Annotated in this window: 15 protein-coding genes; 12 read left to right on the top strand and 3 right to left on the bottom strand. The window is 61.4% G+C overall.

Annotated elements, in window-relative coordinates; all coding sequences use genetic code 11:
* The 9 genes from PH605_RS13625 to PH605_RS13585 all read left to right on the top strand — a co-directional run bounded on the left by PH605_RS13625 (position 1) and on the right by PH605_RS13585 (position 10,779).
* Positions 1 to 1,008 (top strand): branched-chain amino acid ABC transporter permease, encoded by a 1,008-nt coding sequence (locus tag PH605_RS13625; protein WP_142845201.1) that lies wholly within the window; start codon positions 1 to 3, stop codon positions 1,006 to 1,008.
* Entirely contained in the window at positions 1,005 to 1,769 is a 765-nt protein-coding gene (locus PH605_RS13620; RefSeq protein WP_142845202.1) for an ABC transporter ATP-binding protein, read from the top strand. The genes PH605_RS13625 and PH605_RS13620 overlap by 4 nt, the downstream gene beginning before the upstream one ends.
* Positions 1,750 to 2,466, top strand: coding sequence for an ABC transporter ATP-binding protein (locus PH605_RS13615; RefSeq protein WP_003519829.1), 717 nt, complete (start codon positions 1,750 to 1,752; stop codon positions 2,464 to 2,466). Before PH605_RS13620 ends, PH605_RS13615 begins: the two co-directional genes overlap by 20 nt.
* A 273-nt stretch (positions 2,467 to 2,739) precedes the next feature.
* Complete coding sequence (locus PH605_RS13610; RefSeq protein ID WP_142845203.1) at positions 2,740 to 3,555, top strand: MurR/RpiR family transcriptional regulator; 816 nt, start codon at positions 2,740 to 2,742, stop codon at positions 3,553 to 3,555.
* A gap of 208 nt (positions 3,556 to 3,763) precedes the next feature.
* Positions 3,764 to 5,680: a bifunctional 5-dehydro-2-deoxygluconokinase/5-dehydro-2-deoxyphosphogluconate aldolase gene (locus PH605_RS13605; protein ID WP_125146053.1), complete on the top strand. Its 1,917-nt coding sequence runs from the start codon at positions 3,764 to 3,766 to the stop codon at positions 5,678 to 5,680.
* Positions 5,677 to 7,503 (top strand): 3D-(3,5/4)-trihydroxycyclohexane-1,2-dione acylhydrolase (decyclizing), encoded by a 1,827-nt coding sequence (iolD, locus tag PH605_RS13600; RefSeq protein ID WP_142845204.1) that lies wholly within the window; start codon positions 5,677 to 5,679, stop codon positions 7,501 to 7,503. Before PH605_RS13605 ends, iolD begins: the two co-directional genes overlap by 4 nt.
* Position 7,504: 1 nt before the next feature.
* Positions 7,505 to 8,413 (top strand): myo-inosose-2 dehydratase, encoded by a 909-nt coding sequence (iolE, locus tag PH605_RS13595; RefSeq protein WP_142845205.1) that lies wholly within the window; start codon positions 7,505 to 7,507, stop codon positions 8,411 to 8,413.
* 190 nt (positions 8,414 to 8,603) lie between these two features.
* Entirely contained in the window at positions 8,604 to 9,416 is an 813-nt protein-coding gene (gene iolB / locus PH605_RS13590) for a 5-deoxy-glucuronate isomerase (RefSeq protein ID WP_080857918.1), read from the top strand.
* 235 nt (positions 9,417 to 9,651) lie between these two features.
* Positions 9,652 to 10,779 (top strand): Gfo/Idh/MocA family protein, encoded by a 1,128-nt coding sequence (locus tag PH605_RS13585; protein ID WP_142845207.1) that lies wholly within the window; start codon positions 9,652 to 9,654, stop codon positions 10,777 to 10,779.
* Between the two features lie 162 nt (positions 10,780 to 10,941).
* Here PH605_RS13585 and PH605_RS13580 read toward each other — a convergent pair whose 3' ends face one another.
* The 3 genes from PH605_RS13580 to PH605_RS13570 form a co-directional block, all read right to left on the bottom strand.
* Positions 10,942 to 11,904 (bottom strand): 2-hydroxyacid dehydrogenase, encoded by a 963-nt coding sequence (locus tag PH605_RS13580; RefSeq protein WP_104679894.1) that lies wholly within the window; start codon positions 11,902 to 11,904, stop codon positions 10,942 to 10,944.
* Positions 11,905 to 12,243: 339 nt separating this feature from the next.
* Complete coding sequence (locus PH605_RS13575) at positions 12,244 to 13,266, bottom strand: LacI family DNA-binding transcriptional regulator (RefSeq protein WP_003505469.1); 1,023 nt, start codon at positions 13,264 to 13,266, stop codon at positions 12,244 to 12,246.
* A 134-nt stretch (positions 13,267 to 13,400) separates the two neighbouring features.
* Positions 13,401 to 13,910 (bottom strand): MarR family winged helix-turn-helix transcriptional regulator, encoded by a 510-nt coding sequence (locus PH605_RS13570; RefSeq protein ID WP_142845208.1) that lies wholly within the window; start codon positions 13,908 to 13,910, stop codon positions 13,401 to 13,403.
* Between the two features lie 79 nt (positions 13,911 to 13,989).
* Here PH605_RS13570 and PH605_RS13565 point away from each other — a divergent pair, with 79 nt between their 5' ends.
* The 3 genes from PH605_RS13565 to PH605_RS13555 all read left to right on the top strand — a co-directional run bounded on the left by PH605_RS13565 (position 13,990) and on the right by PH605_RS13555 (position 17,498).
* Positions 13,990 to 14,790 carry a creatininase family protein gene (locus PH605_RS13565; protein WP_078053192.1) on the top strand — a complete coding sequence of 267 codons (801 nt, stop codon included), beginning with the start codon at positions 13,990 to 13,992 and terminating at the stop codon, positions 14,788 to 14,790.
* A 113-nt stretch (positions 14,791 to 14,903) separates the two neighbouring features.
* Positions 14,904 to 16,022 carry a CobW family GTP-binding protein gene (locus PH605_RS13560; protein WP_059758487.1) on the top strand — a complete coding sequence of 373 codons (1,119 nt, stop codon included), beginning with the start codon at positions 14,904 to 14,906 and terminating at the stop codon, positions 16,020 to 16,022.
* A 483-nt stretch (positions 16,023 to 16,505) separates the two neighbouring features.
* The gene (locus PH605_RS13555) at positions 16,506 to 17,498 is read left to right on the top strand and encodes a WD40 repeat domain-containing protein (protein ID WP_004433450.1); all 993 of its coding nucleotides are present in this window, start codon (positions 16,506 to 16,508) and stop codon (positions 17,496 to 17,498) included.
* The last annotated feature ends 22 nt before the right edge of the window (positions 17,499 to 17,520 follow it).

Here is a 17,520-nt window from a genome sequence, read left to right as displayed (position 1 = left end):
ATGGCGGTGCTCATGAACGACGTGACTGAAACGGCAGAAATCCCGAAGGCGCGCTCGCCGCTGCGCACGCTTGCAGGGCCGCTCCTCATCATTATCGCCGCCATTGCCGGTTATTACCTGTTTCCGGATAATCTGGCGCTTCTGACCCGCATCATCGCCATTGCGCTTCTCGTGCTGTCGATCGATCTCGTTACCGGCTATTGCGGTGTCGCCACGCTCGGCCACGCCGCGCTGTTCGGCGCAGGCGCCTATGCCGCCGGCATTGCCGCCGCCCATTTCGAGATTACCGATCCGCTGCTGATGACCGTGATCGGCGCAGGCGCGGGCGGCGTTGCCGGGCTGGTCTCCGGCACGGTTCTCTTGCGCGCCCAGGGCCTGCCGCAGCTCGTTCTTTCCATCGCCGTCATCCACCTGTTTCATGAGGCGGCCAACAAGGCATCGGGCTGGACGGGCGGCAGCGACGGTCTTGCCGGCGTTTCCCCGGACGCGCTGTTCGGCACCTTCGAATTCGACCTTTTCGGCCGCACCGCCTATATTTATGGCGTCTGTCTGCTGCTCGTCGTCTTCCTCGCCCTCAGGGTGGTGGTCAACTCGCCCTTTGGCATGTTGTGCCGCGGCGTCAAGCAGGACAGCATCCGCATTCAGGCCATGGGCGGCGCCGTCAACGGCACGATTTTGAAGATGTTCGTCATATCCGGCATCGTCGCCGGCATTGGCGGTGCGCTGAATGCCATTTCCACCCAGGTCGTCGGTCTCGATAGCCTCAGCTTCACGCTTTCGGCCGAAGCGCTGGTCATGCTGGTGCTCGGCGGCGCGGGTTCCCTTTACGGCGCGCTGATCGGCACCGTCACCTTCATGTGGTTCGAGGATGTCGTTTCCGCCGCCAATCCGTTCCACTGGCTCACCATTGTCGGCCTGCTGCTGATTGCCGTCGTGCTTTTTGCGCCGCGTGGACTTTATGGCGCGGGTGAGCAGATCATTGCGCGCATCCGTGGAGGTCGCAAATGAGCGCCATTTTCGAAGTCTCCGGCCTCAAGAAAAATTTCGGCGGCCTCGTCGTCACCAACAATGTCTCGCTGTCGCTGTCGCCGGGAGACCGCACGGTGCTGATCGGCCCCAATGGCGCCGGCAAAACCACCTTCGTCAATCTCGTCACCGGCAATATCAAGCCCTCGGCCGGCACGGTGCGCATCGCCGGCGAGGACGTGACCGGCCTCAGCGCCAGCCAGCGGGTGAAGCGTGGCCTCGTCCGCTCCTTCCAGGTCACCCGGCTGTTTCAGGACATGACGCCGGAGGAACATGTGGCGCTCGCCATTCTCCAGCGCGAAGGCAGGACGCGCCGGATTTTCGGCCGTTACCGCGCCATGCCTGCGGTGATGGGCGAAGCCCGCGACATTCTCGGCACGCTTGGCCTTCTGGCGCTTGCCGAAACAAAGGTGCGCGAAATCGCCTATGGCCAGCAGCGGCTGATCGAGATCGCGCTTGCCATGGCGCTTCGCCCTAAAATCCTGCTGCTGGACGAACCGGCCGCCGGCGTGCCTTCCACGGAAACCGCGCGCATCGAACAGGCGCTCGACCGGCTGCCGGCCGACCTCGCGATCCTGATGATCGAGCACGACATGGATCTGGTCTTCCGTTTTGCCAAACGTGTGGTGGTGCTAGCCGCAGGCGCGGTCATCTTCGACGGTTCGCCGGAAGACGTCACCAGCAATGCGGAAGTCCGCCAAGCTTATCTGGGAAGTTACGCCGATGCCCGCAGCGCCGCTTGAAATCGTCAACCTCACCGCCGGTTATGGCCCCACCCGCGTCATCGAGGGCCTGTCGCTTTCCGTGCCGTCGGGCTCGCGTTTTGCCGTGCTCGGCCGCAACGGCGTCGGCAAAACCAGCCTCTTCGCCACGCTGGCCGGCCAGACGAAACGTTTTGCCGGCGATATCCGCATCGGGGGGCAGGACATCGCGGCCCTGCCGAGCGCCGCCCGCGCCAAGGCCGGCCTCGGCTACGTGCCGCAGACGCGTGACGTTTTCCCGACGCTCACCGTTGAGGAAAACCTGTTCGTCGGCCTCAAGGCCCGGCCGAAATCGGCCATTGAGGAAGCCTACACGCTGTTTCCGCGCCTGAAAGAGCGCCGCCGCAATCTCGGCTCGCAACTTTCGGGCGGCGAACAGCAGATGCTCTCCACCGCCCGCACGATTCTCGGCCAGCCGCGCGTGCTGCTTCTCGACGAACCGCTCGAAGGCCTCGCCCCGGTGATCTGCGAGGAGCTGATGGCCGCCTTCTCCAAACTGGCGCAATCGGGCGAAATGACCATCCTCCTTGTCGAACAGCGCATCCAGATGGCCATCGACTTCGCCGACCACGCCATCATCATGGAACGCGGCCGCATCGTCTGGGAAGGGCCGTCGAGCGACCTTGCGGAGAACCCGGATATTATCGATACGCATCTTGGGGTTGGCGGGCTGCATTGAGCCAACGCATCGCCGTTGCGCGTTCACATATATAATCTCGTCATACCGGCCTTGAGCCGGTATCCAGCCACCCCAAGTCCTTGGGGTGAAAAGACACTTCGCGCCGCGCAGACGCGCGCCGGCTGGATTCCGGCTCAAGGCCGGAATGACGGAGGGTGACCGATCACACAAAGCGCCCGCCGTCTCATTTGCTCTTCCTCAAAAAACCCAATGGAATAAAAATTCCACTGCAGTTAAAGTGCACACGATTTCAGTCTGCACAAAGGAACGACAATGACGGCAATCGAGGCGCCAGAATCCGTAAAGGCTTTTGAGGAGCGGCTGCTCCAGGTCGCGGAGGGTTTGCCGAAACGATTGCGGCAATGCGCCGATTATGTCGCTTCCAATCAGGATCGCATCGCCGTTTCCACCGTCGCCGAAATGGCGGAAGGGGCCGGCGTGCAGCCCTCGGCCTTCATGCGTTTTTGCCAGATCATGGGTTTTTCCGGCTTTTCGGAAATGCAGCGGCTGTTCCGTGATTCCTACGTCGGCGGCTGGCCGGATTATGCCACGCGACTCGACCATCTGCGGGAGAAGGGCGATGAAAGCGCTTCCAGCCTGCTTGCCGAATTCGTGGAGGCCGGCCGTTCCTCGCTGGAAATGCTGCTGAAATCGGTCGATACCCGCCAGCTTGACGAGGCGGTTTCGGCGCTGGCGAAGGCGCGCACCGTGCATATCATCGGTCTGCGGCGGTCCTTCCCCATTGCCAGCTATCTCGCTTACGCCTTCGAGAAGATGAAGGTGCCGGCGGTTCTGCACAGTGCGGTCGGCGGGCTCGGCAATATCAGCGCCATTTCCCGTGACGACGCGCTGATCGCGATCACCTTTTCTCCCTATTCCGCAGAAACGCTGGAGCTGGCGGAAAACGCCCGCGCCAACGGTATTCCGGTCGTGGCGCTCTCCGATTCCGCCGTCAATCCGCTGCGCAAATCCGGCGCGACGCTGCTGACCGTCACCGAGATCGATTTCGGCGCGTTCCGCTCGCTTTCCGCCACGCTCTGTCTGGCCATTACGCTGGCCGTGGCTGTGGGAACGCGCAAAACAGCCTGAATATTTTTATTGAAAACGGAAAAAATAGAATTTATGATCCAAATCCATGAAACGGGCATTCCATAATCGTCCGTCTCGTGACGAACGAAAATGAGCGGAGGAGGCTCATCGGAGCGGGATGGCGAAAGATGCGGGCGATCGTCGCCTGAATGCCGCTCCAGACATGTGAGGCAGACCGTACCGAGGTGCGGTGCTAAGGAGGAACCTTTTGAAAAAACTTGATCTCATCACGATCGGGCGCTCGTCTGTCGATCTGTACGGTTCGCAGGTCGGCGGCCGTCTCGAGGACATGGCCTCCTTTGCCAAATATATCGGCGGCTCTCCCACCAATATTGCAGCCGGCGCTGCGCGCCTCGGGCTCAACAGCGCCGTCATCACCCGTGTCGGCGATGAGCATATGGGCCGCTTCATCCGTGAACAGCTGGTGCGCGAAGGCGTCGATGTGCGCGGTGTGAAGACCGATCCGGAGCGGCTGACCGCGCTGGTGCTGCTCGGCATTCGTGACCAGAACCAGTTCCCGCTGATCTTCTATCGCGAAAACTGCGCCGACATGGCGCTCAGCGAAGACGACATCGATCCAGCCTTCATTGCCGAGGCCGGCTGCATCTGCGCCACCGGCACGCATCTGTCGCATCCGAAGACGGAAGCGGCCGTGCTGAAGGCGCTGAAACTCGCCCGCGAAAATGGCGCGAAGACCGCGCTCGATATCGATTACCGGCCCAACCTCTGGGGTGTGGCCGGCCATGGCGATGGCGAAAGCCGTTTCGTGGAATCGCAGAAGGTGACCGCCAAGCTGCAATCCACCCTGCATCTCTTCGATCTGATCGTCGGCACGGAAGAGGAATTCCACATTGCCGGCGGCTCCACCGATACGCTGACCGCGCTGAACGCCGTGCGCAAGGTCTCGAATGCGACGCTGGTGTGCAAGCGCGGGCCGATGGGCGCTTCGGTTTTCGCCGGTGAAATTCCTTCCAGCCTCGACGATGGCGAGACGGGCGAGGGTTTCCCCATCGAGGTCTTCAATGTTCTAGGAGCCGGCGATGGCTTCATGGCCGGGCTGTTTCGCGGCTGGCTGCGCGGCGAAGACTGGCCGACGACGCTGAAATATGCCAATGCCTGCGGCGCCTTCGCCGTCTCCCGCCATGGCTGCACGCCGGCCTATCCAAGCTGGGAAGAACTGCAATATTTCTTCAAGGCGGGCATTCGCAATAAGGCACTGCGCAAGGACGAGGCGCTGGAGCAGGTGCATTGGTCAACCAACCGCAAGGGCGACTGGGACACGATGCGCGTCTTCGCCTTCGACCACCGCATGCAGCTGGAAGCCATCGCCGACGAGCTTGGCGTGAAGCATGAGCAGATCGGCGCTTTCAAGAAACTCTGCCTTCAGGCCGCGCAGCATGTCGCCGGCGACAGGCCGGGTTACGGCATTCTCTGCGATGGCCGTCTCGGACGTGACGCCCTGTTTGCCGCCAGCGGCTCGGGCCTCTGGATCGGCCGTCCCGTGGAATGGCCGGGTTCGCGCCCACTGACGCTGGAACCCGATCTCGGCAAGGATTTCGGCGGTCTTTCCGAATGGCCGCTTGAAAATGTCGTCAAGGTTCTGTGTTTCTATCATCCCGACGATACGGATGAGATGCGCGCCGCGCAGGAAGAGACGGTCACGCGTCTGTTCCAGGCGACACGACGCAACCGGCTGGAAATGCTGCTGGAGGTCATTCCCTCCAAGGTCGGCCCGACCGACGATTTGACCGCCGCCCGCATCATCGAGCGCTTTTACGAGATCGGGGTCTATCCCGACTGGTGGAAGCTGGAGCCGATGAAGACCCGTGCGGCCTGGAAGAATGCCTGCGACGCCGTGCATCGCAACGATCCTTACGTGCGGGGCATCGTCGTTCTCGGTCTCGACGCACCGCAAAGCGAACTGGAAGAGAGCTTCCGCCTTGCCGCCGGTTTCGATCTGGTCAAAGGTTTCGCCGTTGGCCGCACGATTTTCGCGGATGCCGCCCGCAGCTGGCTCGGTGGCAAGATGACCGATGAGGAAGCGGTCAGGGATATGGCGCAGCGCTATACCAGCCTGTGCCGCATTTGGGATGAGGCGCGCGCCAAAAAGGGAGAGGCAGCGTGAAGACAATCAGATTGACGGCTGCGCAGGCCATGGTTCGTTACCTGGCAGCGCAGAGGAATGAACATGGCGAAACCTATATCGCCGGCATGTGGGCCATTTTCGGCCATGGCAATGTCGCCGGCATCGGCGAGGCGCTTTATGGTATCCGCGACGAACTGCCGACCTATCGCGGCCAGAACGAGCAATCCATGGCCCATGCGGCCATCGCCTATTCGAAGCAGCTGCGCCGCCGCCGCGCCATGGCGGTCACCTCCTCCATCGGCCCGGGTGCGGCAAACATGGTGACGGCCGCCGCCCTTGCCCATGTCAACCGCCTTCCCGTGCTGTTGATCCCCGGCGACGTCTTCGCCAATCGTGGGCCCGATCCGGTCTTGCAGCAGCTCGAAGATTTCGGCGATGGCACGATGACGGTGAATGACTGCTTCCGCCCCGTCAGCCGTTACTTCGACCGCATCATGCGGCCGGAACAATTGCTCACCGCACTTCCCCGCGCCATGCGCACCATGACGGACCCGGCCGATTGCGGCCCTGTCACGCTCGCCTTCTGCCAGGATGTGCAGGCGGAAGCCTATGATTACCCCGAGAGCTTCTTCGAAAAGCGTGTCTGGCGTCAGCGCCGCCCCGAGCCGGATGTGGTGGAATTCGAAGAGGCCGTCGCTGCGCTCAAGGCGGCGAAGAACCCGATCATCGTTGCTGGCGGCGGCGTGCATTTTGCCGGCGCAACCGAAACGCTGAAGCGCTTTGCCGAAACCCATTCCATTCCCGTCGTCGAAACGCAGGCCGGTAAATCGGCCCTCGCCTGGGACCATGATCTGAATTTCGGCCCCGTTGGCGTGACCGGAGCGGAGAGCGCCAATATCATCAGCGAAAAGGCCGATCTTGTCTTCGGTGTCGGCACCCGTTTTCAGGATTTCACCACCGGCTCCTGGGCGCTGTTCAAGAACCCGAACCGCAAAATCCTGGCGCTTAACGTTCAGCCCTATGACAGCGCCAAGCACGATGCGATCAGCCTGACGGCGGATGCGAAGATCGGGCTTGAGAAACTTTCCGCAGCACTCGGCAGCCACCGTTTTGCGGCGCCGGATGCCGGCCTCAAGGCTGCATGGTTTAAAAAGGCCGATGCCGATACGGCAGCGCCGGGCGAGGACAATGCCAACAGCCTGCCCACCGACATGCAGGTCATCGGCGCGGTGCAGCGCCAGTCGCGTGACAATACCGTCGTCATGTGCGCGGCCGGCACCATGCCGGGCGAGCTTCACCAGCTGTGGAAATCCAAGCTGCCGCTCTCCTATCACATGGAATACGGCTTCTCCTGCATGGGTTATGAAGTGGCCGGCGGCCTCGGCATCAAGATGGCGGAACCGGACCGCGACGTGATCGTCATGGTCGGCGACGGTTCCTACATGATGATGAATTCCGAGCTTGCGACCTCGGTTGCCATGGGCGTGAAGATCACGCTCGTCATCACCGACAATCGCGGTTACGGCTGCATCAACCGGCTGCAGATGGAAACCGGCGGCGCGGAGTTCAACAATCTCTACGCCCACACCAACGTCAACCCGATCGCCATCGATTTCGTGGCCCATGCAGGCTCGATGGGGGCGGATGCGCGCAAGGTTTCCACCATTACCGAGCTGGAAGAGGCGCTTGCGGCAGCCCGTGCCTCCAGCCGCACCACCGTCATCGTTATCGATACCGACCCTTACCCGACGCCGCAGGCCGGCGGTCACTGGTGGGATGTCGCGGTGCCTGAAGTTTCCGACCGCGCCGAAATCGGCCCGGCCCGCGTCCGTTATGAAAACCATGTCAAGGAAAGACAGTAAGATGATCCGTTACGGAACCAACCCGATTGCCTGGTCCAACGACGACGACCGCACGCTGGGCGCGCATATCAGCCTCGAACAATGCCTCGATGAGACCGCCAAGATCGGTTTTGACGGCATCGAGAAGGGCCACAAGTTCCCGACTGAGGCGGAAGGCCTGAAGGGCGTGCTTTCGCCGCGCGGCCTCTCCTTCGTCTCCGGCTGGCATTCGCTGAACCTTCTGACCGACGACATCGAATCCGAAAAGAAGGCGTTGCAGCCGGCGCTTGACCTGCTGAAAGCCATGGGCTCGAAGGTCATCATCGTCTGCGAGACCTCCAACGCCATCCATGGCGATGACAACAAGGCGCTGGTCGACCGTCCGCGCCTTGCGGCCGAGGACTGGGCGAAATTCGGCGCGGGCGTGGAGGCGCTGGCCGCCTTTGCCGCAGAACAGGGTATCACCCTCGTTTATCACCACCACATGGGAACGGTGGTCGAGAGCGAAGAGGAAATCGATCTCCTGATGAAACACACCGGCCCGAAGACGCATCTGCTGCTCGATACCGGCCATTGCCTGTTCGGCGGCGGCGATCCCGTGCGCGTTGCGCAGAAATACATGGGTCGTGTCGGCCATATCCATGCCAAGAATGTGCGCCCTGCCATTGCCGATCAGGTTCGGGGTGAGCGGCTCTCCTTCCTCGAAGGCGTGCGCCGCGGCGTGTTCACCGTTCCCGGCGACAGCGAAGGCGGCGTGAACTTCCCGCCGGTGCTGAAGGTTGCGGCCGAGCATGGTTACAGCGGCTGGCTGGTGATCGAGGCCGAGCAGGACCCTGACGTGCGCAACCCGTTCGAATATCAGAGCCTCGGGCTGAAATCGCTGAAGGCTTTTGCGCGCGAAGCAGGGCTGGACAAGGCTCAGGCTGCTTGAGCTGAACCGATAACGGGCGGCATACCCCGCCCGTCATACCGGCCTTGAGCCGATATCCAGCCAGCCCAAGTCCTTGGGCTGAAAAGAGTTGTCCCCGCCGCGCAGACGCGCGTCGGCTGGACCCCGGCTCAAGGCCGGGGTGACGAGACGGCAAGAACCGACGAACGACTGACCAAAAAGGAAAACCACCATGACCTCACTTCTGCGCAAGCCGGTCGCGACCAGCGGCAAGGTGCACGATATCACGCCCCAAAGCGCGGATTGGGGTTATGTCGGTTTCGGCCTCTACCGCCTGAAGCCGGGCGAGACGGCGGCGGAAAACACCGGCGATACGGAAGTCATCCTCGTGCTGGTGGAAGGCAAGGCGACGATTTCCGCAGGCGGTAAGGACTTCGGTGAACTCGGCGACCGCATGAATGTGTTCGAGCGCAAGCCGCCGCATTGCGTTTATGTTCCGGCCGGCTCCGAATGGTCGCTGACCGCCACAACGGATTGCACCATCGGCGTCTGCACCGCACCCGGCGAAAAAGGCAGCCGCGAGGCGCAGCAGATCGGCCCGAATGGCGTGCAGCTCACCGAGCGTGGCAAGGGCGCCAATACGCGTTACATCTTCCCCATCGCCATGGAAGAGCGCGATGTGGCCGACAGCCTGCTGGTAACGGAGGTCTTCACGCCGTCGGGCAACTGGTCATCCTATCCGCCGCACCGGCATGATGAGGATAACTATCCCGATATGACCTATCTGGAGGAGACCTATTATCATCGCCTCAACCCGGCGCAGGGTTTCGGCTTCCAGCGCGTCTTCACCGAAGACGGTTCGCTGGATGAGACCATGGCGGTGTCGGACGGCGATGTCGTGCTGGTGCCAAAGGGCCACCACCCCTGCGGCGCGCCCTATGGTTATGAGATGTATTATCTGAACGTGATGGCGGGGCCGATGCGCAAATGGCGGTTCAAGAACCACCCGGATCACGACTGGATTTTCAAGCGGGATAATCCGTAAGGCATTTCAGGCAAACACCGCCGCCTCCTCATCCCTGTGCTTGTCACAGGGATCCAGCCAGCCAAGTCCTTGGGCTGAAAGGAGTCTTTCCGTCGCGCAGACGCGCGTCGGCTGGATTCCTGTGACAGGCACAGGAATGAGGGGGCTGCGGAGGTACGTCTCGACTCTGCGTCGGAGCTGAACCAACGCATCCAAACAATTGAATTAATTCAAATAATTTCGGGAGGAGAATAGCATGGCCGCTCTTGGCGTGGGCCTTATCGGCACCGGTTACATGGGCAAATGCCACGCGCTGGCGTGGAACAACGTCACCAGCGTCTTCGGCGATGTGGAACGCCCCCGCCTCGTGACGCTCGCGGAAGTTAACTCCGAGCTTGCCGCGAAGAAAGCCGCCGAGTTCGGCTTTGCCCGCTCGACAGGCAACTGGCGCGACCTGCTGTCCGATCCCGAGATCGACGTGATTTCGGTCACCACGCCCAACGCCTTCCACCCGGAAATGGCCATTGCCGCCCTTGAGGCCGGCAAACATGTCTGGTGTGAAAAGCCGATGGCGCCCGCTTTTGCTGACGCGGTGAAGATGCGCGATGCGGCCCGCCGCTCCGGCAAGGCGGCAGCGATGGGTTACAATTACATCCAGAACCCCGTCATCCGCCATATCCGCCGCCTGATCGACGAAGGCGCCATCGGCAGGGTCTATCACGTCCGGGCCGAAATGGACGAGGACTTCATGGCCGACGCCACCCAGCCCTTCTATTGGAAGAGCGAAGCTTCCTCCGGTTACGGCGCGCTGGACGATTTTGCCGTGCACCCGCTGTCACTGCTCTTCGCTCTCTTCGGCCATGCCGAAAGCGCCATCACCGACATGGTGAAGCCTTATGAAACCCGGCCGCTTGCCGGCGGTGGCGACCGCGCCGTCGAAACACATGACCTCGCCAGCGTGCTGCTGAAGCTCGAAGGCGGCATTTCCGCCGTGCTCATCGCCAACCGTTCCGCCTGGGGCCGCAAGGGCCGCATCGCCATCCAGATTTATGGTTCCACCGGCTCGATCCTGTTCGATCAGGAGCGGATGAACGAGTTCCAGCTCTACACCACGGATGGACGCCCGGAAGAGCAGGGTTTCAGAACAATTCTCACCGCACCGCACCACAAGCCCTACGACCGCTTCATCCCCGCCCCCGGCCACGGCCTCGGCTTCAACGATCTGAAGGTGATCGAATGCCGGGAACTGATCGCGGCAATCGAGGGGAAAAAGGCCCATATCATCGATTTCGAGGAAGGGCTGAAGATCGAGCGCAGCATTCATGCCATGGCGCGATCATTTGCCGAAGGGCGATGGGTGGGAAGCGCGGAGATTGCGGAATAGAACGCCCACAAAGGGCGAGAACCTCTCTTCCGTCATACCGGCCTTGAGCCTGTATCCAGCCACGGCGCGTCTGCGCCGTGAGAGGAGTATTTCGCGATCAAGGACTTGATCGCGCTGGACCCCGGATCTAGTCCGGGGTGACGGGCGTGTGGCGGTAAAGCATTACCCCTTGACCGGCGTTTCCGGCACCGGCGTCAGCACCTTGCCGTCCTTGAACCAGCCAAGAATATTGTCGGCCACCAGATCGGCCATGGCGTTGCGCGTCGGAACCGAGGCGGAGGCGACATGCGGCAGCAGGGAGACGTTCGGCAGCGACAGGAAGGCTTCCGGCACCTTCGGCTCGGCATAGAACACATCGAGACCGGCAGCCCCCACAGCACCGCTCTTAAGCGCCTGCAGAAGCGCATCCTCATCGACGCTGGAACCGCGCCCGACATTGATGAACACGCCCTCAGGCCCCAACGCCGTCAGGATTTCGGCGTTGATCGCCTTATGCGTTTCCGGCGTACCCGGCACGATGCAGATGAGGATATCGACGGCTTCCGCCATCTCCTTCAGCGAGCCGTAATAGGTGTAAGGGAGGCCATCCCGTTTGCTGCGGGTGTGGTAACCGATCTCCACCTTGAAAGGCTCCAGCCGCTTGGCGATTTCCTGCCCGATGCGACCCATGCCAAAGAGACCCACCTTGCGGCCGCGCAGCGAAAACGGCGACAGCGCGAACGGACCTTCGCCAACCCATTTGCCGTCGCGCAACCAGGTCTCGGCCTGATAAAGACGGCGCACGGTGTTGATCAAAAGCGCAATCGTTGTATCCGCCACCTCGTCGTTCAGCACATCAGGCGTATTGGTCACCACGATGCCGCGTGTGGCGGCATGTTTGGCATCGACGCCATCATAACCCACGCCGAAATTGGCGATGATCTCGAGCTTCGGCAGCGCATCGATCCATTTGGCGTTGACGACGCCGGAAACGGCAATGGCGTTAACACGCTCGGCCGCACCATCAGGCAGAACCGGCTCGGCGCCGGCAGGCACAGTCACGATCTCGACCTTGCCTTCGAGGCGTTCGAGAACGCGCGGGTTTATCTTGCCGGGAACGAGAACGACGGCCTTTTTGTCAGACATGAGCGGATATTCCTCCTGATAACATTCCGATAGCCGGAGCGGGTTTCAGGCGAACCTTTCGCCATCCCACTCCTCTGGGCGGCGATCCTTTCAAACAAACACGGCCGTGAAAAGGGCAATAAGGGGATGCTATGGGGGCAGACGGAAGTTTCATGCCGATTTTTTTAAGCGCCCTCACCGTCATGCCGGACTGGATCCGGCATCCAGCCAGCCCAAGTCCTTGGGCTGAGAGAGTCTTTTTCACCGCGTAGACACGCGGTGACTGGATTCCGGCTCAAGGCCGGAATGACGGAAAGGTGCAATGCACAGAACGCGCACCATTTCCCATCGTCTGAAGCCTCACACCCGCGGTCGCACCGGCCCGGTCGATTGCCGGATGCGCATTTCCGGCTTGATGAGGTGAATGCCATCAGGCTCGTGGCTGCCCGCCAGCCGGTCCAGCAGCGCGCGGGCCGCCAAGCGCCCCACCTCGGCCTGGCCGTTGGACACGGTGGTCAGCGCCGGTGTGGCAATCGCCGCCTCTTCCAGATCGTCGTAGCCGGTGACGGAAATATCGACGCCCGGCACCAAGCCGGCACGGGAAATGCCGTTCATGAGACCGATGGCGACGAGATCGTTCCAGCAGACGGCAGCAGTCGGTTTCTGCGGCAGCGAGAGGAAATGCACGGCAGCCTCGAAACCGCCCTGTTTGGAGCGCGGGCCGGGAATGCGAAGGTTCGGATCGACCTCGATGCCGGCCTTGCGCAGCGCATTGACATAACCCTGATAACGGTCACGGCCCGTCGATGTCTGGTCGGTGCCGCCAACCATGGCGATGGTGCGGTGGCCGAGGCTGATCAGGTGGTTGGTGGCAAGCGAAATGCCATAGCTGTCGTCGCCGCGATAGGTCGGCATGTCGACGCCATCCATGGAGCGGGCCACCAGAATGGCGGGCATGCCGTTTTCCTCGGCCAGCGTCATGTCCTCGATCGGCGTGCCGATGGCCGGCGACATGATGATGCCATCCGAGCCGAGCTGCAGCAGCGTTTCGATGAAGGTGCGCTGTTTTTCCACCGAATCGTAATGGTTGGAAAGAATGAAGGTCTGGCGGCTGCGGTCCAGCTCGCTTTCGATGGCTTTCAGAATTTCCCCGTAAAACGGGTTCATCACATCATGGAATACCACGCCGACAATGCCGGAACGCGAGGTGCGCAGGCTGGCGGCGCGGCGGTTATAGATATAACCCAGTGCCCGCGCCTGTTCCTTGATCTTGTCCCGCGTATCGGCGGCGACCAGCGGGCTGTCGCGCAATGCAAGAGAAATGGTGGCGGTCGAAAGACCGAGGCTTTCGGCAATCGTGGACAGTTTGACCTTTTGGGCCACGGCATTCCTCCCCAAACGCGTGTCAATGACGGATGGCTCCGTTTAAATTGCAATTAAACAATTTAAACAAAATCCGCAACCCGTTTAAGGAATACCCACAAAACAGATGGTTCTTTTAAAAATTTCAGCAAAAATTATTGAAGATTGGCGTCTATCGCCTTCAAGAGTTTAACGATGTTGCGCACATCCTTGGCCGAAAGCCCGTCGACGGCTCTTGCGCCGCAATTGGCAATGGAAACATTGATGTGCTCGACGCTTTTCAAACCCGCTTCCGTCAGCTTCACCAGCGTCACACGGCCATCCTCGTCGTCGCCGCTGCGTTCCACGAAGCCCTGGGCTTCCATGCGGCCGATGGTGCGTGTCATGGTCGGCGCCTTGACGCCGAGTTTCTGGGCGATCTGCCCCGGCGTGAGGCTGCCTTCCTGCGCCAGCGCCAGGATAACGCCGTCCTGGCCCGCATAAAGCCCGCTTTCGGCAAGGCTGTGGCTGAGCGCCGTGCGCATGGAGCGGGCCGCTTGGGTGATGGATTGCGCCAGTTCCTCGGGGTTGAAATTCTCATCCCTCTTTTTGGCGTCCTTTACTTTCTTGCCGCCCTTTTCCTTCTTGGCGCTTTTGTCCTTATGCCCGGTTTTGTCCTTGCTCATATGCGAGTGCCTTTTACCCTGTGGCGGAACCGATATATGTTGCTGGAAATCCTTAACGAATGCACGCGCGGACTGCCATATGCCAAACTCATACACGCATTATCACGACGAAAACGTAACAGACCCGCATCTTCGCGCAACAGCTGCAATTTCCGTGCTACCGCTCGGCGCGCATGAACAGCATGGGCCGCACCTGCCCTTCGAGACCGATACGCTGATTGCCGAAGGCATCGCCGCCCGTCTCGCCGCCACCCTGCCCGCCCACCTGCCCGTCTCTTTCCTGCCGGCGGAACCGGTCGGCTATTCCATCGAACACATGAATGTGCCGGGCACGAAAACCCTGCGTTACGATGAGGCCATCGAGCGCTGGCTCGGCATCGCCGAGGCGGAATATAAAAAGGGCGTGCGCAAATTCGTGATGCTGAACGCCCATGGCGGCAATTCACCGCTGATGACCATCGTCGCCACCGAGGCCCGCGCCCGTTTCGGCATGCTGGCGGTCGCCACAAGCTGGACCCGTTTTGGCGTACCGGCCGATATCGTGAAGCCGGAGGACAAGGCGGTCGATATTCATGGCGGCGATATCGAAACATCGGTCATGCTGGCGCTTCATCCCGAGCGGGTGGCGATGCAGAAGGCCGAAGACTTTCCCTCCCGCCAGAGCGATTTCGCCAGCCGCTTCAAACACCTGCGCGCCTATGGCCCGCATGCATTCGGCTGGCTGATGAGCGATCTCAACCCCGACGGCGTTGCCGGAAACGCCGCCGCCGCCACTGCGGAAAAGGGCGAAAGGCTGATTTCCCATGCCGTAAAAGGCCTTGTCGAACTGCTTGAAGATATCCACGCTTTTGACATAACGTTATTTCATAACAAAATTTGAGCGACATGGCCGAATTCGGCCAAAATCTCTTTGAACTGCCCGGACGTCGCGCCTATATGGACGACGACACATCTTCCTGAGGCCTGACGGCCTCTCTCCACGCGGGGTTTTCCATGACCGAAACAGCTATAGCCAAGCCCATTCCAGTCACCGTCCTGACGGGATATCTCGGCGCCGGCAAGACGACGCTTCTCAACCGCATTCTCTCCGAGAACCACGGCAAGAAATACGCTGTCATCGTCAATGAGTTCGGCGAGATCGGCATCGATAACGATCTGATCGTCGAGTCCGATGAAGAAATCTATGAGATGAACAATGGCTGCGTGTGCTGCACGGTGCGCGGCGACCTCATCCGCGTCGTGGAAGGCCTGATGCGCCGCCCCGGCCGTTTCGATGGTATCATCGTCGAAACGACAGGTCTCGCCGATCCGGTTCCCGTCGCCCAGACCTTCTTCATGGATGACGACGTGCGCGCCAAGACCGAGCTTGACGCCGTCGTCGCCCTGGTTGACGCCAAGCACCTGCCGCTGCGCCTGAAGGACAGCCGCGAGGCCGAAGACCAGATCGCCTTTGCCGATGTCGTCGTCGTCAACAAGACCGATCTCGTTTCGCCGGAGGAAGTGGCCCGCATCGAGGATATCGTGCGCGCCATCAATCCTTCCGCACGCATCTACAAGACCACCCGGTCCGGTGTCGATCTCGCCCGGGTTCTCGATCAGGGCGCCTTCAATCTGGAGCGCGCGCTGGAAAACGATCCGCATTTCCTCGAGCATGGCCATGACGACCATGTTTGCGGCCCTGATTGCGATCATCACCACCACGATCATGACCACCATCATCATGACCATGACCACGATCATGGGCATCATCACCACGATCATGACCATGGGCACGACCATCACCACCATGGCGCGGTTTCGCCGATCCATGATGTGACGGTGCAGTCGGTCTCGCTGCGCGGCGGCGAGATGAACCCCGAGCGATTCTTCCCGTGGATCCAGAAGGTCACCCAGACCGACGGCCCGAACATTCTGCGCCTCAAGGGCATCATCGCCTTCAAGGGCGATGCGGAACGTTACGTGGTGCAGGGCGTGCACATGATCATCGAGGGCGACCACCAGCGCCCGTGGAAGGAAGACGAAAAACGCGAAAGCCGCCTCGTCTTCATCGGCCGCGAACTGGATCGTGAGAAGCTGGAAAAGAGCTTCAACGCCTGCCTCGCGACGGCCTGATCGTTTGGCCCCGTCACCCCGGTGCCACACCGGGGTGCGGCTGCGTCCGTCATCCGCCCGACGCGCGTTCTTCGACACCGTACACGGCAGTTGACAATCATTGACACTCCGGCGCTCCGGGCTCACCCCCCTCTGTCCTGCCGGACATCTCCCCCTCAAGGGGGGAGATCGGCCCGTGGCGAGGTTTCGCACCTCTCGACGGTCGAGAATGAAGTGACAAGAAAGCGTCTTGCCGATCTCCCCCCTTGAGGGGGAGATGTCCGGCAGGACAGAGGGGGGTGAGCCCGGAGCGCCGGCGCGTCAATGATTTTAACTGTCGTGTAGGGTGGTTCCTCTACCACAAATCGCTCTATCTCCTTGATTTCACGAATCGTCCGAACGTAAAAGCGGTTCCGCTTTTGCCTTAAATGCTTTAGAACCATGCCTGCCGCCGGGGTCGACATCGTCGCCCCATCCGACACAGATACGAAAGACCGATGCCTCATGCCGACTGTTGCCCCGCTTGATATCGAAGGCCACGTGGTCTCGACCCATTTTCTCGGCGACATTCCCCTGTTTGCCACCGCCGCCGGCACCATTCACCGGCTGGATGGCGGCGAGAAGGTGACTGAGGCGCATGACGGGCTTCTGACCTGCGTGCGCGATCCCTATAGCGCCACCCTGCTTTCCGGCGGTGAAGACGGCCGCGTGCTGCGCATCGGCCATGACGGCAGCATCGGCGAAATCGCCAATGTGCCGCGCAAATGGGTGGGCGTCGTTGCCGGGGGGCCGCAGAAGGCTGTCGCTTATGGCGTCGGCAAATCCAGTTTCGTCCGGCTGTCGGACGGCACGGTCAAGGAATTCAAGGAAGAGCGCACGGTGGAGGCCATCGCGTTTGCGCCCAAGGGCCTGCGCATTGCCGTTGCCCGTTATAACGGTGTGACATTGCACTGGGTGGCGACCGCCGGCGATCCCGTCGATCTGGAATGGAAGGGCGCCCATACGGGCGTCACCTTTTCGCCCGATGGCAAGTTCCTCGTCACTACCATGCAGGAAAATGCCCTGCACGGCTGGAAGATGGAAGCCACCAAGGGCGGCATGGAAGCCCGCCATATGCGCATGACGGGTTATCCCGCCAAGGTCAAATCCGTCTCCTGGTCGGCAAAGGGCAAATGGCTCGCCTCTTCCGGCGCGCCGGCCGCCATCGTCTGGCCGTTTGCCGGCAAGGACGGCCCGATGGGCAAGGCCCCGGAAGAACTCGGCAGCCGCGCCAACATCATGGTCACCAATGTCGCCTTCCACCCCGTGGAAGATGTGCTCGCCATCGGCTTCATCGACGGCATGATCCTCGGCGTTCGCCTTGCCGATGGCAAGGAAGCCCTGCTGCGCCGCCCCGGCAAGGGCGCCATCACCGGCATGGACTGGAGCGCCACCGGCAAGCTGCTCGCCTTTGCTTCGGAAGCCGGGGATTGCGGGATCATCGATATTTCGGCTTGAGGGATGGACGCGAGGGGGTAAC

Source organism: Agrobacterium sp. CFBP 3001 (assembly GCF_027871605.1).
Classification (GTDB): Bacteria; Pseudomonadota; Alphaproteobacteria; order Rhizobiales; family Rhizobiaceae; genus Agrobacterium; species Agrobacterium leguminum.
The sequence above is the reverse complement of the archived record's forward strand: the minus strand, read 5'-3'. Positions and strand labels throughout refer to the sequence as shown.